Annotated in this window: 27 protein-coding genes; 13 read left to right on the top strand and 14 right to left on the bottom strand. The window is 51.4% G+C overall.

Annotated features, from left to right (window positions below; genetic code table 11):
* Window positions 1–21: 21 nt before the first annotated feature.
* The 3 genes from HRU73_RS12715 to HRU73_RS12705 all read right to left on the bottom strand — a co-directional run bounded on the left by HRU73_RS12715 (window position 22) and on the right by HRU73_RS12705 (window position 3,707).
* Window positions 22–849, bottom strand: coding sequence for a pyruvate, water dikinase regulatory protein (locus HRU73_RS12715; protein ID WP_287398882.1), 828 nt, complete (start codon window positions 847–849; stop codon window positions 22–24).
* Window positions 849–3,224: a phosphoenolpyruvate synthase gene (gene ppsA, locus HRU73_RS12710; protein WP_287398881.1), complete on the bottom strand. Its 2,376-nt coding sequence runs from the start codon at window positions 3,222–3,224 to the stop codon at window positions 849–851. The genes HRU73_RS12715 and ppsA overlap by 1 nt, the downstream gene beginning before the upstream one ends.
* 99 nt (window positions 3,225–3,323) lie before the next feature.
* Window positions 3,324–3,707 carry an Mth938-like domain-containing protein gene (locus HRU73_RS12705; RefSeq protein ID WP_011112840.1) on the bottom strand — a complete coding sequence of 128 codons (384 nt, stop codon included), beginning with the start codon at window positions 3,705–3,707 and terminating at the stop codon, window positions 3,324–3,326.
* Between the two features lie 135 nt (window positions 3,708–3,842).
* On the opposite strand from HRU73_RS12705, the gene HRU73_RS12700 reads away from it, so the two are divergent.
* The 8 genes from HRU73_RS12700 to odhB all read left to right on the top strand — a co-directional run bounded on the left by HRU73_RS12700 (window position 3,843) and on the right by odhB (window position 14,757).
* Window positions 3,843–5,069 carry a pyridoxal phosphate-dependent aminotransferase gene (locus HRU73_RS12700; protein ID WP_287400085.1) on the top strand — a complete coding sequence of 409 codons (1,227 nt, stop codon included), beginning with the start codon at window positions 3,843–3,845 and terminating at the stop codon, window positions 5,067–5,069.
* Window positions 5,070–5,176: 107 nt separating this feature from the next.
* Window positions 5,177–6,493 (top strand): homoserine dehydrogenase, encoded by a 1,317-nt coding sequence (locus HRU73_RS12695; protein WP_287398880.1) that lies wholly within the window; start codon window positions 5,177–5,179, stop codon window positions 6,491–6,493.
* Between the two features lie 121 nt (window positions 6,494–6,614).
* Window positions 6,615–8,048 (top strand): threonine synthase, encoded by a 1,434-nt coding sequence (gene thrC / locus HRU73_RS12690; RefSeq protein ID WP_287398879.1) that lies wholly within the window; start codon window positions 6,615–6,617, stop codon window positions 8,046–8,048.
* A 125-nt stretch (window positions 8,049–8,173) separates the two neighbouring features.
* Window positions 8,174–8,869: a succinate dehydrogenase iron-sulfur subunit gene (locus HRU73_RS12685; protein WP_011112844.1), complete on the top strand. Its 696-nt coding sequence runs from the start codon at window positions 8,174–8,176 to the stop codon at window positions 8,867–8,869.
* A complete protein-coding gene (locus HRU73_RS12680) occupies window positions 8,866–9,099 on the top strand; it encodes an FAD assembly factor SdhE (protein WP_287398878.1) in 234 nt (77 codons plus the stop codon). Before HRU73_RS12685 ends, HRU73_RS12680 begins: the two co-directional genes overlap by 4 nt.
* Window positions 9,100–9,156: 57 nt before the next feature.
* Window positions 9,157–10,440 carry a citrate synthase gene (gltA, locus tag HRU73_RS12675; RefSeq protein ID WP_011112846.1) on the top strand — a complete coding sequence of 428 codons (1,284 nt, stop codon included), beginning with the start codon at window positions 9,157–9,159 and terminating at the stop codon, window positions 10,438–10,440.
* A 159-nt stretch (window positions 10,441–10,599) separates the two neighbouring features.
* The gene (locus HRU73_RS12670) at window positions 10,600–13,458 is read left to right on the top strand and encodes a 2-oxoglutarate dehydrogenase E1 component (RefSeq protein WP_287398877.1); all 2,859 of its coding nucleotides are present in this window, start codon (window positions 10,600–10,602) and stop codon (window positions 13,456–13,458) included.
* A 21-nt stretch (window positions 13,459–13,479) separates the two neighbouring features.
* On the top strand, window positions 13,480–14,757 hold the full coding sequence (gene odhB / locus HRU73_RS12665; protein ID WP_287398876.1) for a 2-oxoglutarate dehydrogenase complex dihydrolipoyllysine-residue succinyltransferase: 1,278 nt from the start codon (window positions 13,480–13,482) through the stop codon (window positions 14,755–14,757).
* Window positions 14,758–14,941: 184 nt separating this feature from the next.
* On the opposite strand, the gene HRU73_RS12660 is transcribed toward odhB, so the two are convergent.
* Window positions 14,942–15,715 carry a hypothetical protein gene (locus HRU73_RS12660; RefSeq protein ID WP_143023683.1) on the bottom strand — a complete coding sequence of 258 codons (774 nt, stop codon included), beginning with the start codon at window positions 15,713–15,715 and terminating at the stop codon, window positions 14,942–14,944.
* A 268-nt stretch (window positions 15,716–15,983) separates the two neighbouring features.
* Between HRU73_RS12660 and HRU73_RS12655 the strand changes: the two genes are divergently transcribed.
* Entirely contained in the window at window positions 15,984–16,139 is a 156-nt protein-coding gene (locus tag HRU73_RS12655; protein WP_276679070.1) for a hypothetical protein, read from the top strand.
* A 157-nt stretch (window positions 16,140–16,296) separates the two neighbouring features.
* Here HRU73_RS12655 and HRU73_RS12650 read toward each other — a convergent pair whose 3' ends face one another.
* From HRU73_RS12650 to HRU73_RS12615, 8 genes are all read right to left on the bottom strand, one after another.
* Window positions 16,297–16,548 (bottom strand): BolA family protein, encoded by a 252-nt coding sequence (locus tag HRU73_RS12650; protein WP_287398875.1) that lies wholly within the window; start codon window positions 16,546–16,548, stop codon window positions 16,297–16,299.
* A gap of 39 nt (window positions 16,549–16,587) precedes the next feature.
* A complete protein-coding gene (locus tag HRU73_RS12645; RefSeq protein ID WP_011112851.1) occupies window positions 16,588–17,343 on the bottom strand; it encodes an ABC transporter permease in 756 nt (251 codons plus the stop codon).
* Window positions 17,340–18,254, bottom strand: coding sequence for an ABC transporter ATP-binding protein (locus HRU73_RS12640; protein WP_287398874.1), 915 nt, complete (start codon window positions 18,252–18,254; stop codon window positions 17,340–17,342). The genes HRU73_RS12645 and HRU73_RS12640 overlap by 4 nt, the downstream gene beginning before the upstream one ends.
* Before the next feature lie 64 nt (window positions 18,255–18,318).
* Window positions 18,319–18,636, bottom strand: a complete 318-nt coding sequence (locus tag HRU73_RS12635) for an STAS domain-containing protein (RefSeq protein ID WP_287398873.1) — start codon at window positions 18,634–18,636, stop codon at window positions 18,319–18,321.
* A 1-nt stretch (window position 18,637) separates the two neighbouring features.
* Entirely contained in the window at window positions 18,638–19,255 is a 618-nt protein-coding gene (locus HRU73_RS12630; protein ID WP_011112854.1) for an MlaC/ttg2D family ABC transporter substrate-binding protein, read from the bottom strand.
* A 15-nt stretch (window positions 19,256–19,270) separates the two neighbouring features.
* Window positions 19,271–19,750 (bottom strand): outer membrane lipid asymmetry maintenance protein MlaD, encoded by a 480-nt coding sequence (gene mlaD, locus HRU73_RS12625; RefSeq protein ID WP_011112855.1) that lies wholly within the window; start codon window positions 19,748–19,750, stop codon window positions 19,271–19,273.
* Entirely contained in the window at window positions 19,750–20,565 is an 816-nt protein-coding gene (mlaE, locus tag HRU73_RS12620; RefSeq protein WP_011112856.1) for a lipid asymmetry maintenance ABC transporter permease subunit MlaE, read from the bottom strand. Before mlaE ends, mlaD begins: the two co-directional genes overlap by 1 nt.
* Window positions 20,566–20,584: 19 nt before the next feature.
* Window positions 20,585–21,397, bottom strand: a complete 813-nt coding sequence (locus HRU73_RS12615; protein WP_011112857.1) for an ABC transporter ATP-binding protein — start codon at window positions 21,395–21,397, stop codon at window positions 20,585–20,587.
* 126 nt (window positions 21,398–21,523) lie between these two features.
* On the opposite strand from HRU73_RS12615, the gene HRU73_RS12610 reads away from it, so the two are divergent.
* The gene (locus HRU73_RS12610; RefSeq protein WP_287398872.1) at window positions 21,524–22,399 is read left to right on the top strand and encodes a thermonuclease family protein; all 876 of its coding nucleotides are present in this window, start codon (window positions 21,524–21,526) and stop codon (window positions 22,397–22,399) included.
* 15 nt (window positions 22,400–22,414) lie between these two features.
* On the opposite strand, the gene HRU73_RS12605 is transcribed toward HRU73_RS12610, so the two are convergent.
* Complete coding sequence (locus HRU73_RS12605) at window positions 22,415–23,101, bottom strand: TIGR04211 family SH3 domain-containing protein (protein WP_287398871.1); 687 nt, start codon at window positions 23,099–23,101, stop codon at window positions 22,415–22,417.
* Between the two features lie 92 nt (window positions 23,102–23,193).
* Entirely contained in the window at window positions 23,194–23,388 is a 195-nt protein-coding gene (locus tag HRU73_RS12600; RefSeq protein ID WP_011112860.1) for a hypothetical protein, read from the bottom strand.
* A gap of 113 nt (window positions 23,389–23,501) precedes the next feature.
* On the opposite strand from HRU73_RS12600, the gene cutA reads away from it, so the two are divergent.
* The 3 genes from cutA (at window position 23,502) to HRU73_RS12585 (ending at window position 26,437) form a co-directional block, all read left to right on the top strand.
* The gene (cutA, locus tag HRU73_RS12595; RefSeq protein ID WP_011112861.1) at window positions 23,502–23,840 is read left to right on the top strand and encodes a divalent-cation tolerance protein CutA; all 339 of its coding nucleotides are present in this window, start codon (window positions 23,502–23,504) and stop codon (window positions 23,838–23,840) included.
* Window positions 23,841–23,852: 12 nt separating this feature from the next.
* Window positions 23,853–25,790, top strand: coding sequence for a protein-disulfide reductase DsbD (gene dsbD / locus HRU73_RS12590; RefSeq protein ID WP_287398870.1), 1,938 nt, complete (start codon window positions 23,853–23,855; stop codon window positions 25,788–25,790).
* 98 nt (window positions 25,791–25,888) lie between these two features.
* Window positions 25,889–26,437: a TlpA family protein disulfide reductase gene (locus HRU73_RS12585; protein WP_011112863.1), complete on the top strand. Its 549-nt coding sequence runs from the start codon at window positions 25,889–25,891 to the stop codon at window positions 26,435–26,437.
* The last annotated feature ends 30 nt before the right edge of the window (window positions 26,438–26,467 follow it).

Here is a 26,467-nt window from a genome sequence, read left to right as displayed (position 1 = left end):
CAGTCAGAATCGGGCTTCATATCAGGTTCCATGCTGGCGCCGTTCCAAATGAGCTCTGTTGACAATCGATGCACTGATTTCCTCTATGGACACATCGGTTGTGTTGATAGAAGGAATGTCGAACTGTCTGTATAGTTCGTTCTGCCACTGCAGTTCGCGCTGGCATTCTGCAAACGAAGCATAATGACTGCCAGGATAACGTTCCTCGCGTATGGATTGGAGCCGTGAGGTGTTCAGGGTCAATCCAAACAGTTTTTTACGGAGAGGCTGCAATAATGGCGGAAGCTGTATCGCGCCCATGTCTTCCGGTGTAAACGGATAATTGGCGGCAAGCACCCCGTACTGCAAAGCCAGATAGACACACACCGGGGTTTTACCCGTGCGTGAGATGCCCACCACTATCACATCGGCATCCGCAAGTATTTTGGCATTGGCGCCGTCGTCACTGTTGAGCGCATACTGAATCGCGGCGATGCGGCGAAAATAGGAGGCATCCTGTCTGAGAACGTGAGAGCGTCCGGGTATACGTGCAGGGGGTTGTTGCAACACCGCTTCCAGCGTGCCCAGACAAGTCTCGAAAAAGTCGAAAAGAACGCAATCTGCCCGCCGGATGGAAGCAAGCATGACCGGGTCAAGTAATGTACTGAATACCAGTGCAGGCTGCCCTTCCTGCTCTGCAATGGTATTGATCTGTTCAATGACCGCCTGTGCCTTGGCGGCACTATCCAGAAAAGAAGCATAATGCTTCTTCCACTCTATTCCATCGAATTGGGTCAGCAGACTGTGGCCAAGGGTTTCAGCAGTGATACCCGTACGATCGGACAAGAAAAAAACGCTCCGTTGCAACATTACTGCTTCTCACCAGCAAGGTACAACCAGGTATCCACTACCGTATCCTGGTTGAGTGACAGGCTGCTGATTCTCTGTTCAACCAGCCATCGGGCAAAATCCGGATAATCGGAAGGTGCCTGGCCACAGATACCGATGTATTTCCCTTGCCGGTGGCAGGCGTCGATCGCCATTTTCAACAGTCGCTTGACGGCCGGATTACGTTCATCGAACAAATGAGCAACCAGCCCCGAATCACGATCCAGCCCGAGCGTCAGTTGAGTCATATCATTCGATCCGATCGAAAACCCGTCGAAGTATTCAAGGAATTCCTCAGCCAGTACAGCATTGGAAGGAATCTCACACATCATGATCAGGCGCAGCCCGTTGCTTCCGCGCTTCAACCCGTTAGCTGCCAGCAATTCTGTAATTTGCTGTGCTTCTTCCAGCGTGCGACAAAAGGGAATCATCACTTCGACATTGGCAAACCCCATATCATCACGTACCTTGCGCAAAGCCCGGCATTCCAGTTCAAAACAGGCACGGAAAGAATCAGCAAGATAACGCGAGGCACCTCGAAACCCGATCATCGGGTTTTCTTCATGGGGCTCGAAACGATCTCCGGCAATCAGATTGGCATATTCATTGGATTTGAAATCGGACAAACGCACGATCACAGGGTGCGGATGAAAAGCCGCCGCCAGCGTAGCAATCCCCTCCACCAGTTTCTCAACATAAAAAGACACCGGATCGGGGTAACCAGCCATTCGCTTCCAGATCGATGCCTGCAGATCGTCGGGCAACGTATCGAATTCCAGCAGTGCCCTGGGATGAATACCGATAGCGTTATTGATGATGAATTCCAGACGCGCCAGCCCTACCCCTTGATTGGGCAAACGCGAAAACGCAAATGCCTGTGCCGGATTTCCAATATTCAGCATCATCCTGACCGGCAACTCGGGCAGTGTGCCGATCTCTGAACTCATACGCTGGAAAGGAAGCAACCCTTCATAAACGAAACCGGTATCCCCTTCGGCGCAGGAGACGGTCACCGCATGGCCATTACTGATTTTCGCGGTTGCCTGCTCACACCCGACCACCGCAGGAATGCCCAGCTCCCGTGCAATGATCGCCGCATGACAGGTACGCCCACCGCGATTGGTCACGATCGCTGCAGCACGTTTCATGATCGGTTCCCAGTCGGGGTCCGTCATATCCGTTACCAGAACGTCACCCGGCTGAACTTCCGACATCTGCCCGGCATTAAGAATGACCCGTGCTCTGCCCTGTCCGATCTTCTGGCCGATGGCACGTCCTTGTACCAGCACCTGCCCGCGTTCATCCAGGCGAAACTGCTCGATCGATTGTTCAGCACGGCTTTTCACTGTTTCAGGGCGCGCCTGGACAATATAAATCTGCCCATCGATTCCATCGAGCGCCCACTCGATATCCATCGGGCGGTTATAGTGCCGTTCGATGATCACCGCCTGCCGCGCCAGTGATTCAATCTGTTCGTCTGACAGGCTGAAACGCTGACTCCGATCGGGTGGTACCGGCCGGATTTCGGTCGCCTGCCCCGTCTGCCCATCGCTGTAAATCATCTCGATAACCTTGGTTCCCGACCGGCGTGATAGGATCGCAGGCAACCTCGCTTCAAGATTAGGTTTATAAACGATGAATTCATCCGGATTGACTATTCCCTGTACGACAGTTTCACCCAGACCATAGGCGGAAGTAACGAACACCACTTCCCGAAAACCGGATTCGGTATCGAGCGTAAACATTACACCACTGGCTCCCCGGTCGCTGCGTACCATCTTTTGTACGCCTGCAGACAAAAATACCTGATCATGGTGAAATCCGTGATGAACCCGGTAAGCAATGGCCCGATCGTTATAAAGAGAGGCAAATACTTCTCTGATGGCAGAGATCAGGTTTTCGAGTCCATGCACGTTCAGCAATGTCTCCTGCTGACCAGCGAAGGATGCATCTGCCAGATCCTCGGCCGTTGCTGATGAGCGCACGGCGAAAGACACCTCTTCTCCCATATCGGAAACCAGCTTTTGATAAGCTCCAGCCACTGCTTTCAGCAAATTATCCGGCAACGGGGCAGCAAGCAGCCAGGAACGGATCGATTTACCCGTATCAGCCAGTGCTGTCACATCACCCACATCCAGACCCGATAATTTCTGACTGATACGATCACCCAGACCATCGATTTCGAGAAATTCCCGATAAGCACGCGTCGTCGTGGCAAATCCACCCGGTACTTTCACACCGGCTCGGGCAAGATTTCCGATCATCTCTCCCAGTGAGGCATTTTTACCGCCCACGCTTGCGATATCATTCATACCCACCTGATTCAACCATAGAATATAGTCAGGATGATCCGTCATAACTTACTCTCCTCCATTGAAGAACAGGGTCGACACCACATCACCCGCATCTCTTCCCTGTTTTATTTATTGTCAAAGAAATACACAGACCCCGGGTCGCTACCCGTCTGTGGATCGAACCAGTATCGCAGCCGCCACACGTCTGCCTTCCGATGACAGGATATTGTAGGTTCTGCAAGTAGCCTGTGTATCCATCACCTCGAACCCGATATCACGAGAAAGTATCATTCTCATCAGCGAAGCATCGGGAAACTGCAATGATGTCCCCGTCCCGAGCAAAATGATCTCCGGCTGCATGGCCAGCAACGCATCAAAATGTTCCATACCCAATTGGCTGATACTGCTTGCCTGCCAGTGCTCGATGATCCGGTTCGGCAACACGATCATATTATCTGTGTACCGCACCTGATTGACGGCAACATAACCCTCTCCATAGCCGGAAAACACATTCAAACCGGAAGAATCCGAAAGATGCAGCTTCATGGAAACTCCTCATCACAAAATAGTCAGTTTTGATCAAAACCGGGTAATCCGGGCAGTTTGGCCGGCCATTTTCACCCGAACGAAGACTAGCGTAACATGGTATGCTTTTTTCGTATCGAACATCTCGTGACCCCCATGCAACCCATCAAGAAATCCAGCAAACTCGATAATGTCTGCTACGACATACGCGGCCCGGTTCTCGATCGCGCCAGACAAATGGAGGATGAAGGCCAGCGTGTTATCAAGCTCAACATCGGCAATCCTGCTTCCTTCGGGTTCGAGGCGCCGGACGAGATTCTGCAGGATGTCATCCGCAATCTTTCTGCTGCATCCGGTTATTGCGATTCCAAAGGGTTGTTTGCTGCCCGCAAAGCCATCATGCACTACACGCAGGAAAAAAATATCGCCAACGTGCAGATGGATGACATTTATATCGGGAATGGCGTATCGGAACTGATCATGCTGGCCACGCAGGCGCTGCTGGAAAATGGTGATGAAATACTGGTTCCCTCGCCGGATTACCCGCTGTGGACGGCAGCCATCTCGCTTGCCGGCGGAGTTGCACGTCATTACACCTGTGACGAACAATCCAGCTGGCTGCCCGATCCGGAAAACATAAAAGCCCAGATCAGCAGCAGAACCCGGGCCATCGTAATCATCAACCCCAACAACCCGACCGGTGCGCTGTATCCGGATGATCTGTTGCGCGAAATCATTGAAATTGCCCGGCGTAACAATCTGATCATTTTTGCGGATGAAATCTACGACAAAATTCTTTACGACTCTGCCAGCCACACTTCGGTTGCCTCGCTGGCTGATGATGTTTTATTCGTTACATTCAACGGTTTATCCAAGAATTACCGTGCAGCCGGCTTTCGCTCCGGCTGGGCCGTCGTTTCCGGTAACAAGACTCATGCACGGGATTACATTACCGGGCTCAACATGCTGGCATCGATGCGCCTGTGCGCCAATGTTCCGGCACAATTCGGCATCCAGACTGCATTAGGCGGTTATCAGAGCATACATGATCTCACCATGCCTACCGGCCGGCTGAAACGGCAGCGTGATCTGGCCTGGAAACTGCTGACCGACATCCCGGGCGTGACCTGCTTCAAACCGCAGAGTGCACTGTACCTGTTCCCACGACTCGATCCCGACTACTATCCAGTTAAAGATGATGAACAGTTTGCACTGGATCTGCTGCTGGAAGAGAAGGTGCTGGTGGTACAGGGAACCGGGTTCAACTGGTCGCAACCCGATCATTTCCGGATCGTGTTTCTACCCAACAGTGATGATTTGACAGAAGCAATCGGCCGGATCGCGAAGTTTCTCGACCGTTATCGCACCCGCCACGGCAGTTGATCCTGTCACCTGCAAACATGGGTAACTGAACGGGCAACCGACTTGCCCCGCTTTATTCCGTATATAATCCGCAGTTTACTTTCATCGATGTACACACAAATTCTGTTATGAAGCCAATTTATGTAGGACTGCTCGGTGTCGGCACCGTTGGCGGCGGCACTTATACCGTTCTGAAACGCAACCAGCAGGAAATCACTCGCAGAACCGGTCGCAATATCGTCATCCGCATGATTGCCGATCTGGATCAGGAAAAAGTGCGTCGTCTGACAGCGGGTGATGATGTCATCGTGACCTCCGATGCGCTTGAAGTTGCCCGACACCCTGAAATCGATATCGTCATCGAACTGATGGGGGGACAAACCATTGCCAAGCAAGCGATTCTTGAAGCCATCGCTCACGGCAAGCATGTCATTACCGCCAACAAGGCACTGCTGGCAATCCATGGCAATGAAATCTTCGCGGCAGCACAACAGCGCAATGTCATCGTTGCGTTCGAAGCTGCCGTGGCAGGTGGCATTCCCATCATCAAGGCCTTGCGTGAAGGTCTGGCAGCCAACCATATCGAATGGATCGCCGGCATCATCAACGGAACCAGCAATTTCATTCTGTCTGAAATGCGTTCCAAAGGACTGGATTTCACTACCGTTCTGGCTGAAGCACAGCAACTGGGCTATGCCGAAGCCGATCCGACCTATGACATCGAAGGCATCGATGCAGCGCATAAAATTACCATCATGTCTGCCCTTGCCTTCGGTATCCCGGTCCGGTTCGATCAAACCTACATCGAGGGAATTACGAAACTGGCCAATGACGATATCCGCTATGCTGAAGAACTGGGGTATCGCATCAAGCTGCTGGGTATCACCAGACGCACCGCCAACGGGATCGAGCTGCGTGTCCATCCGGCACTGATCCCGGTCAAACGGCTAATCGCCAACGTTGAAGGCGTGATGAATGCGATCATCGTCAAGGGAGATGCTGTCGGACCGACACTGTACTACGGTGCCGGAGCCGGAGCAGAACCTACTGCCAGTGCAGTCATTGCTGATCTGGTCGATGTGACCCGTCTGCTCACTTCCGGCCCGGAACACCGGGTACCGGTGCTGGCATTCCTGCCGGAACTGCTGTCCGATACTCCCATTGTGCCGATGGAAGCAGTCGAAACGGCTTATTATCTGCGGCTCCAGGTTCTGGATAAACCCGGTGTGCTGGCTGACATCACCCGTATCCTGGCAGACAACCATATCTCCATCAACGCCATGATCCAGAAAGAACATGCAGACAAGGAGGACAAGGTCAACATCATCATGCTGCTGCACAAAACACGGGAAAAGAACGTCAACACCGCCATTGAAAAAATTCAGAACCTCCCGGCCATGACTGATAAAATCATCCGGATCCGGCTTGAAGAGCTCGGCAGTTAAGCTACACGGGCTTTTCAGGTTCGTTTTACCCGGGCCTGATCCATTCCCTGCATTTTCACGGAATTGACACACTTCCACCGGGACATACCCGATATTCGTATCCCGCTTATCACAGGCTAATATGCGTTATCTTTCGACTCGCGGCGGCATGTCGCCCAGAACATTTACTGAAATACTGTTGACCGGCCTGGCACCCGATGGCGGGCTGGCCATGCCGGAAGCCTATCCGGAAATCAGCCCGGCAACGCTTGAATCCTGGCGACCACTCGACTACCCGTCACTTGCGTTCGAAATTCTGTCGCGTTTCATGGATGACATCCCTGCCGACGACTTGCGCACACTGATCGCACGCACTTATACCCCTGAGGTATTTGGCAGTAAAGACATTACACCCGTCCAGATGCTCGAACCCGGTCTGCATCTGCTGCACCTGTCCAATGGACCCACGCTGGCATTCAAGGATATTGCCATGCAGTTCATGGGTAACCTGTTCGAATACGTTCTGGCAAAAAATAACGATGAACTGAATATTCTGGGTGCAACGTCCGGCGATACCGGCTCCAGTGCGGAATATGCCATGCGCGGGAAACAGGGGATCCGCGTATTCATGCTGTCACCCTACGGCAAAATGAGTGCTTTTCAGACAGCACAGATGTTTTCACTCCAGGATGAAAACATCTTCAACATTGCGATCGAAGGGGTATTCGACGACTGCCAGGATATCGTCAAAACAGTCAGTAACGATCAGGCGTTCAAACAGCAATATCGGATCGGCGCTGTCAATTCGATCAACTGGGCCCGCATTGCCGCACAGGTGGTTTACTACTTCAAGGCCTATTTTGCAGTCACCCGTTCCAGCGGCGAGGTGGTTTCGTTTTCCGTCCCTTCCGGCAACTTCGGCAACATTTTTGCCGGCCATGTCGCCCGTATGATGGGTCTGCCAATTCGGAAACTGATTCTGGCAACCAATGAAAACGATGTACTGGATGAATTTTTCCGCACCGGTTTGTACCGTCCGCGCTCAACGGCTGAAACCAGGCAAACCAGCAGCCCCTCGATGGATATTTCCAAGGCATCGAATTTCGAGCGATTCATCTTCGATCTGACCGGCCGGGATGCTGAACGAGTCAAAGAACTCTGGAAATCGGTCGATCAGGGAGGATCATTCGATCTCTCCGGTACCGATTTGTGGGCAAAAATCAGAGATTTTGGCATTACATCAGGGACCAGCTGCCACGCTGAACGCATCAATACCATTCGCGAGATATACCGCAAATTCAACGTCCTGATCGACACACACACTGCAGATGGGCTGAAAACAGGGATGGCATTGCGCGAACCTGGCATTCCACTGATCTGCCTGGAAACGGCACTACCCGTCAAATTTGCGGACAGCATCCGGGAAGCGGTCGGATTTGAACCGGAACAGCCGGCCGGGTACGATAATCTGGAAAGTCTGCCCCAACGTTTTGAACGCATGGCGGCAGATGCCGCACAGGTCAAACAGTTCATGGCCAGCCGGATCGATTCATCAGACAAAATAAACAAGTCATAAAAAACCGGGGGAAATCCTGATATATTGAACCTTTTCCCTGAGCAACATCGCCCAAATACCGTTTTCCCTCCCCGATTCGGGTGTTTTTCTCACTAAATCGCAACAAACGGAGAAAGGAGTGCACCATGCTGTTTTCGATTAGCCGTTATGATCCGGACAAGGATGAAAAGCCGTACATGCAGGATTATGACGTTGAGCTCGAGCCTACGGATAAAATGCTTCTGGATGCGCTGATACGCATCAAAACCATTGATGACAGTCTCAGCCTGAGGCGCTCCTGCCGGGAAGGTGTCTGCGGTTCCGACGCCATGAATATCAACGGTAGAAATGGACTTGCCTGCATCACGCCGCTGGCCGGCCTGCGTGAACCGGTGGAGATCCGTCCTTTACCGGGGTTACCGATCATCCGGGACCTGATTGTCGATATGAGCCAGTTTTTCAAACAGTATCACTCGATCAAACCCTATCTGGTCAACAATGATCCACCGCCGGAGACAGAGCGATTACAATCCCCGGAGGAGCGCGCCCGGCTGGATGGACTCTATGAGTGTATTCTGTGTGCCTGCTGTACAACTTCCTGCCCTTCATTCTGGTGGAATCCCGATAAATTTGTTGGCCCGGCCGGATTACTGCAAGCCTATCGCTTTCTGGCCGACAGCCGGGATCAGGCCACCTCGGAACGACTGGATGATCTGGAAGATCCCTACCGTTTATTCCGTTGTCACTCCATCATGAACTGTGTCGATGCCTGCCCCAAGGGATTAAATCCCACTGCCGCAATAGAAAGCATAAAAATCATGATGCTGAATAAAACGGTATGAATCATCAGGCCCGCATGCGCTGGCGTTGTCGTCGCGGCATGCTGGAACTGGACATCGTCCTGCAACGTTTCATAGACAATCATTATGAACAGCTGGATGAACACCAGCTTGAGCTGTTTGAAATGCTACTGTCGCTTTCCGATCACGACCTGTGGAACATAATTATTGGCAACACTAAAGAGCCCGATAATCAGTTTCAACCTGTATTGAAACTTTTACAGGAAAATTGACCCGAAATTCGGGCATCTGCAGAAACAATTTAAATTACAGGATAAATGGAGAAAACTATGCCCCCACAAAACGTAGCCACTTTGTCACCGGGTAAAGGCAAACAAGAGATTGAACTGCCCATTGTGTCCGGTAATGAAGGCCCGGATGTCGTCGATATTCGTTCGCTGTATGCCCAGAGCGGCATGTTTACCTACGACCCCGGTTTTGTGTCGACGGCCAGCTGCAAATCGGCTATTACGTTCATCGACGGTGACAAAGGTGTTCTGTTGTACCGTGGCTATCCGATCGAGCAACTGGCCACCCGCTGTGATTTCATGGAAGTCAGTTATCTTCTGCTGAATGGCGAGCTGCCGACACCCGACCAGAAAGCGAAATTTGTCGACAACATCAAAAACCACACGATGCTGCACGAGCAGCTGATCAAGTTTCTCAGCGGATTCCGCCGTGATGCGCACCCCATGGCAGTCATGGTCGGCGTAGTAGGCGCATTGTCTGCCTTTTATCATGACGCCATGGACGTCTCTGACGCACAACATCGCGAACAGTCTGCATTCCGCCTGATTGCCAAGCTGCCGACGATCACGGCCATTGCCTATAAATACAATATTGGCCAGCCGTTCATCTATCCGCACAACGATCTGGGATTCACGGAAAATTTCCTGCACATGATGTTTGCCACACCGGCCGAGCAATATACCCCCAATCCGGTCATCGTCAGGGCACTGGATCGCATCCTGATTCTGCATGCAGACCATGAACAGAATGCCTCCACTTCGACTGTCCGCCTGGCCGGTTCGAGCGGAGCCAACCCGTTTGCCTGTATCTCAGCCGGAATTACCTGCTTATGGGGTCCGGCACATGGGGGCGCGAATGAAGCCTGCCTCAACATGCTTGAACAAATCGGAGATGTTTCACGTATCAACGAATACATTGCGCGAGCCAAAGACAAGAACGATCCTTTCCGGCTGATGGGCTTTGGCCACCGGGTCTACAAAAATTTTGATCCGCGCGCCACATTGATGCGTGAAACCTGCCATGAGGTCCTGGATGAACTGGGGTTACATAACGACCGGTTGTTCAAGCTGGCGCTAGAGCTGGAAAAAATCGCGTTGGAGGATGACTACTTCATTACCAAGAAGCTTTACCCCAATGTCGATTTCTATTCGGGCATCGTACAACGCGCACTGGGTATTCCGACGTCGATGTTCACCGCCATTTTTGCCACAGCCCGCACCGTTGGCTGGGTTGCTCAGTGGAACGAAATGATTTCCGATCCGGAACAAAAAATAGGCCGGCCACGTCAACTGTACGTGGGCGCACCTCGCAGAGATGTGCCATGACGACCGCAACCCTGCCAGGTAAAGACCAGACTTGCAAACGAGTCTGCTGCGGCTGACGGGAATCGGAACGGTCGAGGTCATGCACGCCCATCGCCTGTTCTCTCCCCCAGTACTCCAGAAAAAATGTTGCAGTGACTTCACAGGCTCCAGGTGGTTATCGTGACAAAACAACTTTTAGAAGATTCGAAACTGTTCGGCAACAATGCGGCATTCATCGAAATGCTCTACGAACGCTATCTGGAAGATCCATTTGCGGTATCGGATCAATGGCGCCAGTATTTTGATTCACTGCAGCCGACAGAAACCATCTCTGTACGAGACATCCCCCATACTCCTGTCGTTGAGTCACTGGTACGATCTGCCACCCTGCACAAACCACCTCTGTCCGGGACTCCATCAAAACAGGCGATTGAACAACCGTCTGATACTGAAACACAGGAACGCAAGCAGGTTGCTGTTCTGCAATTGATCAACGCCTACCGGTTCCTGGGGGTACGCAGAGCCAACCTCGATCCGCTCGATCTGCAGCAGAAACAGGATATTCTCGAACTCGATCCGGGATTTCACGGGCTTACCGACACTGACATGGATAAGGTGTTCAATACCGGCTCCCTGGTCGGTCCCGAGCACGCCACTCTGCAGGAGATTCTGCACCGTCTGCAGCAAACCTACTGCGGCAGCATTGGTGCCGAGTACATGTATATTGCAGACACCAAACAGAAACGCTGGATACAGAACCGGCTGGAATCCATCAACGCCCAGCCCGGTTTTACGCCAGAGTACAAACGTCATATTCTCGAGCGATTAACTGCTGCAGAAGGACTGGAAAAATATCTGCACAATCGTTATGTCGGCCAGAAACGCTTTTCCGGAGAAGGTAATGAAAGCCTCATTCCAATGCTGGACAAGCTGCTGCAACACGCCGGGACATCCGGTGTACAGGAAATCGTCATGGGAATGGCTCATCGCGGCCGCCTGAATGTACTGGTCAACACGTTGGGAAAAATGCCTTCCGAGCTGTTTCAGGAATTTGAAGGCAAGCACCCACAAGCGCTGACTTCAGGGGATGTCAAATATCACCAGGGATTTTCTTCTGCAGTCATGACTTCGGGCGGCATCATGCGTCTGGCGCTTGCATTCAATCCGTCACACCTCGAGATCGTCAACCCGGTAGTGGAAGGTTCGGTACGCGCTCGTCAGCACCGCTTCGGCGACAAAAACGGAGATCATGTCATCCCGGTGCTGATTCATGGTGATGCTGCCTTTGCCGGACAGGGTGTCGTGATGGAAACGCTGAATCTGTCACAAACACGCGGTTATGGCACGGGTGGAACGATTCATATCATCATCAACAACCAGATTGGTTTCACCACATCGGATCCGCGCGACAGCCGCTCCACGTTATATTGCACCGATGTCGTCAAGATGATCGACGCACCGGTTTTCCATGTCAACGGAGACGATCCTGAGACAGTAGTACTGGCTACAGAAATCGCATTTGATTTTCGTATGCAGTTCCATAGAGATGTCGTGATCGATCTGGTCTGTTTCCGCAAGCAGGGGCATAACGAGCAGGATGAGCCGATGGTGACCCAGCCTTCCATGTACCGCGTCATCCACCAGCATCCAGGCACCCGTAAACTATATGCCGATGGGCTCATCCGCCAGGGTGTAGTCGATGAGGCCGAAGTGGAGCGCATGGTGCAGTCCTATCAGGACGCCATGGATGAAGGACGTAACCCCAATACGACTATCTGCTATGACTACAAATCTCCCAATGCGGCCAACTGGGCACCCTTTCAGGCTTCTGAGAAATGGAATCAGCCGGTAGCAACCGGAGTGCCGGTTGAAGATCTGAAATATCTGTCGGAACGCCTGACTACCATTCCAGCCACATTCAAGTTGCAACCCAGGGTTGAAAAAATTATCCAGGATCGCCGGAAAATGGGGGAAGGCAGCTTACCGCTGGATTGGGGAATGGCTGAGAACCTCGCCTACGCTGCTCTGCTGAAAGAAGGTTACCCCGTTCGTATTTCCGGGCAGGATTGCGGGCGTGGCACTTTTTTTCATCGTCATGCCGTCCTGCACGACCAGAATCGTGAGCAGGATCAGTGGGAAGATGGAACGTATATCCCTTTGCGCCATATCACACCCAGGCAGCCTGATTTTGTCGTCATAGACTCGATACTGTCAGAAGAAGCCGTACTAGGTTTCGAATACGGTTATGCCACCGCCCAGCCAAATGAGCTCGTCATCTGGGAGGCACAATTTGGCGATTTTGCCAACGGCGCTCAAGTAGTCATCGATCAGTTCATTGCTTCCGGGGAAGCCAAGTGGGGGCGCCTGTGCGGACTGGTTCTGCTGCTGCCGCACGGTTATGAAGGCCAGGGTCCGGAACATTCATCGGCCCGTCTGGAGCGATATCTGCAGCTATGCGCCGAATACAACATTCAGGTATGTGTTCCTTCCACTCCAGCACAGATATTCCATCTTCTGCGGCGTCAGATCATCCGGCCGATACGTAAACCGCTGATCGTCATGTCACCCAAAAGCATGCTGCGCCACAAGGAAGCAGTTTCATCTCTGGAAGAACTGGCAAATGGTCGTTTCCATCCCATCCTCCCTGAAACGGAAGCATTCGAAATCGAGAAGGTAAAACGGTTGATCGTCTGCAGCGGAAAAATATACTACGAGCTGACAGCCTATCGGCGCGAACACCATATCACCAATATGGCAATCATCAGGCTGGAACAGCTTTACCCGTTTCCTCACGAAGATTTTCAGGCAGAAATCAACCGGTACGACCATGCTACGGAAGTCCTCTGGTGTCAGGAAGAGCCAGGCAACCAGGGTGCATGGCACCGTATCCAGCACTATCTGTTGCGACATATGCGGCCTGATCAGATACTCGGGTACGCACTTCGCCCCTCATCTGCTTCCCCCTCAGTCGGTTATCTGGCGATGGACAGATTCAGACAGAAAGAATTGATCGAGGCAGCGTTCCGCGACACAATCTGACAAAATCATGGAGAGTTCATCATGCTGATCGAAGTCAAAGTCCCCGCATTATCAGAATCGGTAGCGGAAGCCACATTGATCAACTGGCATAAACAGCCAGGCGAGTATGTTGAACGGGGTGAGAACCTGATCGACATCGAAACTGATAAGGTCGTACTGGAACTCCCTGCTCCGCAGTCCGGAATCCTGGCTGAAATTATCCGGAACGATGGCGCTACCGTCACCAGTGGAGAAATCATTGCCCGTATCGATACCGCTGCCAAAGAGACAAAAACTGCAGCACAGCAGCCTGCTCCGATTGATTCCGGACACCTGGAAATCACAGAATCTACGGTAGCATCCATGCATCCGGCTCAGCCGCTCATGCCGTCAGCCAAAAAAGCTGCCGAGGAAAATGGTCTTACCATGGAAGAAATTGCAGCCATTCACGGTACAGGCCGTGGCGGACGCATCACCCGGCAGGATGTGCTGGCCCATGTCAGAAACAAAAACAGTGCCGTTACCGATCAGCAGTCTGATTCCCGCACCGATCAATCTGCTGCTGGTATACCCCAGGCAGACACTTCCCCGATACCAGTCGATCAGACAGAAAAACCAGATCGGCTGGAAAAACGCGTACCCATGACGCGTTTACGCATGCGCATTGCTGAACGGCTGGTACAGTCCCAATCTACAGCAGCCATTCTGACTACGTTCAACGAAGTCAACATGCAAGCAATCATGGATTTGCGCGCCCGTTACAAGGACAGCTTTGAGAAAGAACATGGCATCAAACTCGGTTTTACTTCATTTTTTGTCAAAGCTGTGGTTGCCGCCCTCAAGAAATTTCCTATCATCAACGCATCGGTAGATGGAAATGACATCATCTATCACGACTATTACGATATCGGCATAGCAGTGGCCAGTCCACGTGGTCTGGTCGTGCCGATCATCCGTGATGCCGATAAGCTCACCTTCGCCGGGATCGAAAAACAGATTGCTGATCTGGCCAGACGGGCACAGGAGGGGAAACTCACACTGGAAGAACTGACAGGAGGTACGTTCTCCATTACCAATGGAGGCGTATTTGGATCGATGCTCTCGACACCGATCATCAACCCGCCCCAAAGCGCAATTCTTGGCATTCATGCCACCAAGCAACGCCCGATCGTCGAGAATGGGCAGATTGTAATCCGGCCGATCAACTATCTGGCACTTTCCTATGATCACCGCATCATCGACGGGCGCGAAGCTGTCCTGTCGCTGGTCGCGATCAAGGAAGCACTGGAATATCCGGTCAGCCCGTTATTCGAGGGTTGAGAACCGACAGGAATGGAAGAATCGAAAAGGATGAAAGGATATAACTCGGCAACGACTGGTAAGAAAGATCATTCACAGACTCTGCTCAGAGCCATTTACTCACCCTGCACTACCTGCTGATCAGGTGACCTTCAATGCTGTAAATGTAAAACAGCCTGAGCAGAAGACGCGATCTCTCGTACTTTTATTTCAATTTCAGTGAGTGTTTTTTCCCTGTTTTGCTGGGCCAGATCTGCTTGCGCTCGTAGACGATAGGCATGTCGCGGTTGATTTGTGCTGCAGAAGGCTTCACCGTTACATCCACACCCTGACCACATGATTCGGGTAGTGGATTGGCAGTCAGGTTACGCGTGATCTTCAATGGAGCAGGGCCATTATCTATGTTGCTGTCAAAAATTGTTCCCAGGTCATTATGCGTCCACAGTTCTACTACACCCTCTGTTTGCAATCCGCCTGGACCTGTGATCTGGCAGATGTCAACAATAGACACCTGAAAAGTTACACTTTTTGCACAAGAGCCGGGTACGATGTTCACTGCATTTAACCGGAAGGGGACATAAGCCACCATTCCTTCCGGCATCCCCGGGCCACCGGCTGCCCAGAACCCAACCACGTTTCCTGCAGCACCTTGCTTGGGTTGTATATGATCAAAGGCTGCCCGGCTCAGCAAAGGGCGAACGTTGTCACCCCAGTTTGATACGAAATCGGTCAGTGGACTGCCTTGAGGCTGGCCATCAACCAGAACGGTCGAATCAGCACCATCGGGAAATACGACAGATGTTCCAATTATAGGATTGGTTCCACAAGGATGCCCGATCACCACATTATTCGTGACTCTGACTCCCTCACCAACCGTACCGGTCTCGAAACGGGTATGCGCTGATACCTCCAGCCCCGTTCCCAACAGCACGGCTACTGTCAATGAAAATAATGACCATTCCAGTTTAATTTTTTTCATGCAATCTACCCCTTTGTTCTGTTTATACGCATAAAGCAAGACGAAACTCATCTGCAGCCATACCGGCATCCATCTCATCCTTTCAGTCATCCATAAATGATGAAAATGGCAACCTCGCTGCGACCATTTATTCCTCTTAAAAATGGCTGGCAGCCGGAAAACATTATCTGATCCGCATAAGTAAATAACAATGCGACAAATTGTCGCGCCCGTTGCAAAGATGAGCGCTCACGGTCGTGGCAGGACACGCTAACCACATGACAAATAGATGAAATTCGTTTACAGCAGGAGGGATTGCTCTGCGGCAGTCACCACGCAAATGCGACAATTTGTCGCACTTGCGAAATGGCTGCCATTCCGGGAATCTGCGACTGCGGACAGCCGCGTAAAAGTGGAAAAAGAAATGAACGAAATCGCAGACTGATCGATCCGGACTGTCTCCATCGATCAGGGGAAGGTGGGTATTGTTTTTCTAACCGGTAAGATTACTGAATGATAATCGCTGCACATGATTGCCGGACTCCATGGCTAGTTTACTGCTTTAGCCAATAGTCGTCCTGACCGGCATATCAGGTCGGATATCAATTCGAGGTTCCGGCCGCTTCCCACTGTTCGGGAGTATAAGTTTTCATTGATAGGGCATGAATTTCCTCACGCATCCGCTCGCCAAGTGCCTGGTAAACCAGTTGATGCTGCCCGACGATACTTTTTCCCTGAAACGACTCACTGACGATCACAGCACTGAAATGATGACCGTCATCTCCCTCTACCCTGATCCAGGTGCAGGGTAAAGTGGCTTTAATCGAATGCTCGATTGATTCTGCAGTAACCATGTCTTCTCCTTTATTTCTCAGATATAAAAATAAACTTGCTCATGAGCGGATTTTGTAACCGCTTTTCAGCATCCACAATGCCCATCCCGAAATAGCTGCGAGACAGCACGATACAACAATCATGCTGATATAAGGTGAGATGTCGGAAACACCAAAGAAACCATAGCGGAAACCATCGATCATGTAAAAAAAGGGATTCAGATGAGATAAAAACTGCCATACCGGTGGCAGAGAATGGATGGAATAGAACACCCCGGAAAGGAATGTCAGCGGGAGGATAATAAAATTCTGGAATGCTGCCAGTTGATCGAACTTATCCGATATGATCCCGGCAATGACACCCATCACCCCCAGCAGAGCACTGCCAAGCAATGCAAACAGCACGACCCAGAACAGTGATTGCAGTGGCAGCGGATAAAACCAGGCAGCGACCGCATAGACACCCAGGCCGACCATCAATCCGCGTAATGTGGAAGCACTGACATAGGCCAGAAAAATTTCCAGATAAGAAAGTGGCGACAGCAGAATGAATACCAGATTTCCGGTTATTTTCGACTGGATCAGGCTGGAAGATGAATTGGCGAAAGCATTCTGCAAGACGGCCATTATCACCAGCCCGGGAATCAGGAAAACGGTATAGGGAATACTGCCATACACTTCTACCCGTGCCGCAAGAACATGCGAGAAAATCAGCAGATAAAGCAGGCTGGATAATACTGGCGCGAGAATCGTCTGGAGACTGACTTTCCAGAAACGTAACAGCTCCTTGTGAAACAGGGTATAAAAACCGGTCATGATATCCCCGCTGCGTCCGTTTCCATAATCTTCATGAATACAGTCTCCAAATCAGGCTGGAGTAACCGCATATCGAGCACCTCGATTCCGGATTGGCGCAATACCGACAATATTTTCTCGATCTCGGTGTAATTCTTTATTTTCAGGTTGTGCAGGCAGCCGTCATGCCCGCCTGGCCACGTACCCAGCCCGGATGGCAGTGTGTCGGTGGATAAACGCAACTCCAGCGTATAGTCCCGGGTACTGCGTACGAGATTATGCATACTGTCGAGCGCTGCGATTCTGCCCTGCTTGAGCACTGCCACACGGTTACACAAAGCTTCGGCTTCTTCCAGATAATGCGTGGTCAGCACGACCGTATGACCTTCGAAATTGAGCTGCCGGATGAACTGCCACAAACTCTGGCGCAAATCCACATCCACCCCCGCCGTAGGTTCGTCAAGAATGATCACCGGCGGTTTATGCACCAGAGCCTGCGCGATCAGCAAACGTCGTTTCATACCGCCTGACAGCGCACGTACATTCGTATGTGCCTTATCAGCGAGATCGAGATGCTGCAAAATTTCATCGATCCAGGCATCGTTGCGCCTGATTCCGAAATAGCCAGACTGGATGACCAGCATCTCACGCACCGTGAAAAAGGGGTCGTACACCAGCTCCTGCGGAACCACCCCCAGCCTTTTCCGGGCTTCACGATATCCGGACAGCACATCGTACCCCATTACTCTGGCAGATCCCTGGCTTGCCCGGGTCAGACCCGCCAGAATACTGATCAGCGTGGTTTTACCGGCTCCGTTGGGCCCCAGCAACGCGAAGAATTCCCCCGGTTGAACGACCAGATCGATATTATCCAGTGCAACCAGCTTACCGTAGCGTTTGCTCAGTTGCCGTACCTCGATCGCCGGGGTCATCTGGTAATGGAAAACATCAGCGTATTACTGAAATAAAAGCAGGGAAATGGCAGAATCCGTCAGATCAGACGGATTCTGCCGGTTTATCAGTTGGAATCAGGCTGCCTACATCATACAGTTCTATGAGGTCAGCCAGATTTGACGGCAGATTGATGAATTCGATTCTCCGGTCGTATGTCTGTGCGGCACGCATCCACTCAAGCAGCATGCTGACAGCCGAGGAATCCACCCAGGTAACCCCCGCCAGGTCGATCAGCATATCATCTGCTTTGATCGCTGCATCACCTGTGCGGATCACCTCAACTACGTTGTCATAAGTTACCGGGCCACCGACAAAGAGACGGTTTCCCTCCAGGCGAATACGTGCATCCGTTCCGGCCACACTACTTTCCCCGCATCGATGCATTCTTCTCTGCAAGCGCCGTGATCAACCCATCCACGCCACCATCTCTGACCTGGCTGTTGAAGGTACCCCGATAATTGGTAACCAGGCTGACTCCGGCAACCGTCACATCATATACTTTCCAAGTGCTATCGCTCTTTTCCATGGCATAGTCGATCGGCACGGGCTGTTTCCCGCTACCCTGAATCACCAGCGTCTTGACTGTTGCTTTGGTATCCTGCGAACCGACATTTGTCGGACTGACCTTGATGACTTCATCGCGGTAAGTGGTCAGTGAATTGGAGTAGGTTCGTACCAGCAGTGTACGAAACTCCTTCACCAGGGATTTCTTTTGCTCCGGACCGGCCAGAGACCAGTTCTTACCCATCGCCAGCTGGGTCATACGCGTGAAGTTGAAATGGGGCAATATCTTTTCCCGGATGAGACTTAATACCTTGTCCTGATTGCCCGCTCTGATTCCGTCGTCCTGTTTCAGCACGGCGACTACCTCATCGACCGTATTTCTGATCAGCGCATCCGGTGAGCTGTTCTGCGCCGACACAGGCAATACAACAGCGAGTAATGCCAATAAAAGAACGTTACCAATGCGTATTTTCATGTTTTATCACCTATTTCAAATTTCCGGATCCGAATTCTTTTTCTCTGAGGCCTTATCGAACAGGAATCGCCCGATCATCTCCTCAAGCACAATAGCCGAGTTGGTTTTCATGATCTTTTCACCATCCTTGAGCATCTCCTCATCACCTCCCGGTAACAGTCCGATATATTGTTCGCCCAGCAATCCCGACGTCAGAATGCTGGCAAAAGTATCTTTCGGAAACTGATAACGCGTATCCACTTTCATGGTGACTACTGCATCATATGTCTGCACACTGAACTGTATATCCGTCACACGCCCCACCACTACACCTGCACTCTTTACCGGTGCTCTGACCTTCAAACCACCAATGTTCTCGAAATTCCCCACCAGTACATAACTTCCTTCCGGCTGAAAATCGGTCAGATTACCCACTTTCAATCCAAGAACCAGCAGTGCGCCAATACCCGCCATGACGAACAGACCCACCCAGAAATCCATCATGGTACGTTGCATCAGCTTACTCCTCTGAACATGAATGCAGTCAAAACGAAATCCAGCCCCAGAATCGCGAGCGAAGAGGTTACCACCGTACGGGTGGTCGCCCCCGATACCCCTTCAGCCGTCGGCGGCGCATCAAACCCTTCAAATACAGCAATCGCCGTTACGACCACCCCGAAGAAACAACTTTTGATGACACCGTTCACAATGTCATAACGAAAATCAACCGAATTCTGCATCTGTGACCAGAAAGATCCTTCATCTACGCCAATGAAAACCACTGTCACCAGATATCCGCCAAACACGCCCATAACTGAAAACATCGCCGCCAGCAACGGCATGGAAAAGACGCCTCCCCAGAATCTGGGTGCAACGATACGTGCGATCGGATCCACCGCCATCATTCCCATGGCAGCCAGTTGTTCAGTTGCTTTCATCAAACCAATTTCGGCCGTCATGGCTGAACCAGCACGGCTGGCAAACAGCAATGCCGCAATGACGGGGCCCAGCTCTCGCACGAGAGATAACGCCACCAGCGTTCCTACGGCTGATTCAGAACCGAATTTCTGTAATGTTTCGTACCCTTGCAGACCCAGCACCATACCGACGAACAATCCGGATACCAGAATGATAATCAGTGACAGAACACCGGCGAAATATATTTCGCGTGTAATCAAGTGGAAACGCAGAAAACTAGGTAGGGATTTCAACAGTACCAGCAATACGAAACGGGTTGCACATCCCAATCGCCAGATACTGTCGGCCACTCTGTGCCCGATCGATTCAATAATGGTCCTGATACGTTTAGCCAAACTGATCATTCCTATCATTCATGCCGTCAGTGTCCGGTCACCTCTCCATGACGCCTATGCCCAGATCCTGCGAATAAGCTTGTGCCTGGTAATGAAATGGCACCGGGCCATCTGTTTCACCATGGATGAACTGATGGACGAACGGTACTTTCGATTCGCGCACTTCGTCAGGCGTTCCATGAGCAGCAATCACGCCATCTGCCAGGAAATAAATGTAATCGACTATCCGTAATGATTCCTGAACATCGTGCGTCACCAGAATGGAAGTCATGCCAAGCGTATCCGTCAGACGACGGATCAAACCGCCGATCACACTCAATGAAATCGGATCCAGTCCGGTAAACGGTTCATCAAACATCATCAGCATGGGATCGAGTGCGATAGAGCGTGCCAGCGCCACACGTCGTGCCATCCCTCCGGAAAGCTGTGCCGGCATCAGATGATATGCGCCGCGCAAACCCACCGCATGCAGTTTCATCAGTACCAGATCCCGAATCATCGACTCAGGCAGATTCGTGTGTTCACGCATTTGAAAGGCAACGTTATCGAATACCGACAAATCCGTAAACAGAGCACCAAACTGGAACAACATGCCCATTTTGCGCCGCAGCCTGAATAATTCATTCCGGCCAAGTTCATGTACGACCTGTCCCGCTACGGTGACGGAACCTGCCGAAGGCCTGACTTCACCGCCGATCAGGCGCAGCAGTGTGGTTTTCCCTGATCCGCTGCCGCCCATGATGGCAATCACCTGCCCCCGCGACATGCGCATATCGACCCCTTTCAGGATCGGCCGGAGACCGTAGGAAAAATTGACTTTACTGAACTCGATCAACGCATCGTCAGCCATCAGCCGATTCGCCTCCCGCCTTCCAAAATTTCAGTGGCATGCGTAATATCCCTGGTTTTGTGTCTTGTCGCCGCTATTGGCTGTACAGACCATTCAATCTGAATAATTCCGACTGGATTCAAAGTTATGCATTTTACCAGAGCACTCCGGATACAGCTCATCCCATCATTCTTTTTCGGGGCGATTTATCCCCTTGCAGTTCTGCTGATTCTTCTGCATGCCCGGTCCGGTCTGGCCGAGACCATCTATCGCTCTACAGACTCTCATGGCCGCACGCTTTATTCAGATATACCCACACCAGCAGCCAAACCCTTGCAGCCAGCCACTCCACCGGCCCGCAGCAAATATCGGATTACCCGGGTCATCGATGGCGACACCATCGTACTCGAGAACAACAAGCGGGTAAGGTTGCTGGGTATAAATGCACCTGAAACCGGAAATCGGTATCACCCGGGTGAACCGGGCGGGGCAGATGCAAAAAAGTGGCTGCAAGGAAAATTACAGGGGCGCAGCGTATATCTGGAACATGACCGGCAAACACATGATCACTATAAAAGAATGCTGGCTCACTTGTATCTTCCGGATGGAGAACATATCAATCTTTCCCTGGTGGAGAAGGGATTGGCCATAGCCAACCTGATCCCGCCCAACCTGCTCCATGCCAATACGCTCATCAGGGGACAACAACGGGCAGAAACCAGGAAACTCGGAATCTGGTCAATGCAACACTATCAGCCGCGCCCGCTGATCAAATTGACCGAGAAGCCATTCGGCTGGCAGCGCTACCGGGTAAAGGCCAAAGCACTCAAACGAAATCACCGATTCAGCCGGCTCATTATCAGTGACAACCTCGATCTGTCTTTTGCCAACCGGGATCTGGCCTTGTTCCCTCCGCTTGAAACCTATTTAAACAGACCACTTGAAGTACGTGGCTGGGTATCACGCCGGAAAAACCATTTTTCAATACGTATCCAGCACCCAAGTGCGTTGATCCTGTATTGATCGATTGTCGGTTGTTTAGAAGTCGTTGTAACGTGACCGCTTGCGCCGTTGAATACGCGGAATGACCAGCCCCAGAAACAAACCGGCAAACAGCACCAGTGCCCCGGCATAAAACCATTCGCGTTCAATCTGTCCGCTGAGCGCATGATTCTCCTGTTCAAGTTCACCGAGTTTCATCTTCAGATCAGCTACCTGTTGCCGCATTTCCTGATTTTCACCATTCAATTGCACTGCGTTGGCAGACAATTGCCTGATTTTGGACAATTCGGCTTCCAGTCGTTTATTGTCTTTCTCAAGGGTTTCTGCCTGCTTCTTCTGCATCCCCAATTCATGTCTGACGAGATCAGCCTGTGCACGAATGCTATCCGGCCGGCTGTCCGATCCGGAAAAATCACTGCTCAATTTTTCAAGCAATTCACGCGCCGCGGGTTCAGCCATCAAATATCGGGACAGCACCCAACCTTCTGTACCTCCGGTAGTCCTGACTCTGGAATATCCCTTGTTCTGGTCACGCTCCAATACTTCCAGCGCCACACCACTTTTCAGCATCCTTACGATCGCATGCTGCTGACTGGGACCAGTTCGCATCAACACTTCCACCTGGTCACTGGCGTAACTTTTTTCTGCCCGGGCGGTCAATGGCACCCCCCATAAGAAAACAAAAAACATGGATGCAGCAAGAAAATAAGTAATTTTGTTCATTTGCGGTAGTGGTATCCGGCTCCAGAAACAAGGTTATACCATCGATATTGACGTAAGTCCGAAATGCCGGATTCTCATATCGACTGAAAACACTACTTGTTCTCGAACCCGGATATGAAATATTTGATCAGCAGAACCATGAAGAAAGGGAAAGCGCTCAGTGCTGTAACCAGATAATGTTCGTAGGTAAACTGATCACCTTCATCCATAATGATGTAAGTAAAGAAAATACTGACAGGAAAAATAGCTGTAATAGACTGGAGTAACACAAACAGATTTTTCATCATATCGTTTCACACCATCTTCTTGTTGATTGCCACGGGAAATCGCATTCACTACAATAGAATATCATAGAAATTCAGATCACCTGCCGGGACGACTATTCTCAGAACTCCATGAAATGACCGGATCATCACAAATTCTGCTCGTTCTGACCAACTTCCCGAATGACACAAGCGCCAGGGAGCTGGCAGAAATGCTGGTTGACCGCCGGCTGGCTGCCTGCATCAACATTCTGCAGGGGTGTACTTCTGTTTATCGGTGGCAGGGCCTGACTGAAACAGCCAGTGAAGTTCCGGTGCTGATCAAAACCACCCGGCAGCGTTATGAAGCAGTGGAACAGGCAATCAAATCACTGCACCCCTATGAACTCCCCGAGATTATTGCTGTCCCTGTCGATAACGGATTGTCTGCTTATTTACAGTGGATTGCTCACGAAACAACCGAAACAGATACTTAACCGAGATAGCCAATGCGCTGGATAAAAACCATTTTACTGTTACTGTGCCTGGTAAGCACTCACACCATGGCCGAAGAAGGTTCATCAGGGGGATTGATGAGTATTCTGCAACGGCTCGGTGTCGGTTCCGAACAGACCGAGCAGGAACTGCTGCCACCGGATGAAGCTTTCAAGCTGTCGCTCGAGGTTCGGGATGATCGCACACTGATTGCTCGCCTGACACCCGCCAAAGACTACTACCTCTATCGGGATAAAATCAACTTCGAATCGAAAAGTGCAGGTATCCATGTCGACCAGGTAGCCCTCCCGCCGGGTAAAATGAAGCAGGACCCCGCCTTTGGTCAGACGGAAGTTTACTACCAGCCCCTGGAAGCCATTATTTCGCTACGTCGGGATGCATCTGCACCGGAGCAACTTTCCCTGTCTGCCACTTACCAGGGCTGCAACGAGCCTATCGGTGTGTGCTATGCACCGATCAACAAGGTAAATGACATTCTGCTGCCGGCTGTCAAAGCTGCAATCGACACGGTTGCCGGCACGATCAGTGGAAATGCTCAGGCAGCCGGAGCTACCACCGATGCTACAGCCGAATTGTTTCAGACAGATAATGCACCATTGTTTGAAACGGAATCCTACAAAATAGAGCGCTTGTTCGCCAGTGGCAATTTCTGGCTGATTCTGAGCGGGTTCTTTGGTATTGGCTTGCTGCTCGCCTTTACTCCCTGCGTATTTCCCATGTTTCCGATTCTGTCCGGAATCATCGCCAGTAAAGGGCAGCAAATGTCGAAACTGCGCGGGTTCATGCTGGCGCTGGCTTATGTACTGGGCATGGCGATCACTTATGCCATCGCCGGCGCAGCAGCGGGTCTGTCTGGCACCATGCTGTCTGCTGCACTGCAAAATGCCTGGGTACTGGGAACATTTGCGCTGATCTTCGTGGCGCTGGCTTTCTCGATGTTTGGTTTCTACGAACTGCGGATGCCATCTTTTATACAAAACAAGCTGGTCGAAGAAACAGGTCATTTCAAGGGAGGCCAGCTTACCGGTGTATTTGGAATGGGAGCATTGTCTGCTCTGATCGTCAGTCCCTGTGTCGCTGCCCCGCTGGCTGGTGCACTGATTTATATCAGCCAGACGCGCGATGTCGTACTGGGCGGTTCCGCACTGTTCATCATGGCACTGGGAATGGGTATGCCATTGCTGCTGTTGGGCGTCTCGGCCGGCGCATTATTGCCCAGATCCGGTGCCTGGATGAAAGCTGTCCAGCAGTTTTTCGGCGTCCTGCTGCTGGCCGTAGCAATCTGGCTGGTCTCGCCCGTCATCACGGAAGTTGTGCACATGCTGCTTTGGGCGGCACTGCTGATCATTTCGGCAATCTACCTGCATGCACTCGATCCACTGCCCGGCCATGCATCAGGTTTCAACAAATTTCTCAAGGGAATCGGTGTCATCGCGCTGCTGGTAGGTGTTGCCTTGCTCATTGGCGTACTTTCCGGAAGTCGGGATATTCTGCAACCTCTATCCAAACTCAGCCTGGCTGCTGCCACACCTTCCGGTCAGCTTGCCGAACCCTCTGTAAACACAAATGAATCTCTGCCATTCAAGCGGGTTAAAACGACTGCCGAGCTGGATGAACTCATTCGACAGTCGAAGGGACGTTATGTCATGATCGACTTTTATGCAGACTGGTGTATTTCCTGCAAAGAAATGGAGCGCTTTACCTTCACTGACCCGCAGGTTCAGGCACGCTTGAAAAATGTCGAACTGGTGCAGATCAATGTCACAGACGGCACGCCGGATGATGCTGCTTTACTCAAACGTTTCAAGCTCTTTGGCCCGCCCGGAATTCTGTTTTTTGACCGGCAGGGAGTTGAGATTCCAAACATCAAAATCATTGGCTACCTCGATAAAAGAGACTTCATCACGGTACTGGACGCAATCCTGCTCTGATTACCGGTCTGCCAGTGTAGAAAACTCCTTCCGGTACCGGTATATCTGATATAAACCCGGTTTCCGCATTTCACATAAACTTTCTTTCAGAATTCTCTATGTCCAAGCCTAACAGGTTCTCGTTCTACGTCATCGTTGCAATTCTTTCACTGGCTGCTGGTTTCGCTTACAAATCCAGAGAAATGGGCATCACAGTCTCCCTGTCGAGTGCTGACAGAAAGGCCGGAGCTGATAAATTCTTCGATGCAACCTTGTCCGCTCTGGATGGCACCCCTCAAGCTCTGTCACAATGGCGGGGAAAAATCGTCATCGCCAATTTCTGGGCAACCTGGTGTCTGCCTTGCCGCGATGAAATTCCGGAATTGATCGATACCTATACGGCATACCATCAGAAAGATCTGGTCATTCTCGGTATCGCCATAGACGATACCGATAAAGTAGCCGCGTTCAGTAAGGAATTCAATATCAACTACCCTGTGCTGGTCGGGGAATTCGATGCCTTTTCACTTGCAGAAGCCATGGGCAACCTGCAGGGTGCTCTGCCTTTTACCGTCACGATCGACCGCAGCGGCATGATCGTCGATACCCACTTGGGAAGAATCAAGAAAAAACAGATCGAAGAAATTATCAAACCAATGCTGCAATAAACCTGCAAAACCCGTTAACCACTACTCATG

Origin of the sequence: Nitrosomonas sp. H1_AOB3 (genome assembly GCF_015709435.1) — a bacterium.
In the GTDB taxonomy this organism is placed as follows: Bacteria; Pseudomonadota; Gammaproteobacteria; order Burkholderiales; family Nitrosomonadaceae; genus Nitrosomonas; species Nitrosomonas europaea.
The sequence above is the reverse complement of the archived record's forward strand: the minus strand, read 5'-3'. Positions and strand labels throughout refer to the sequence as shown.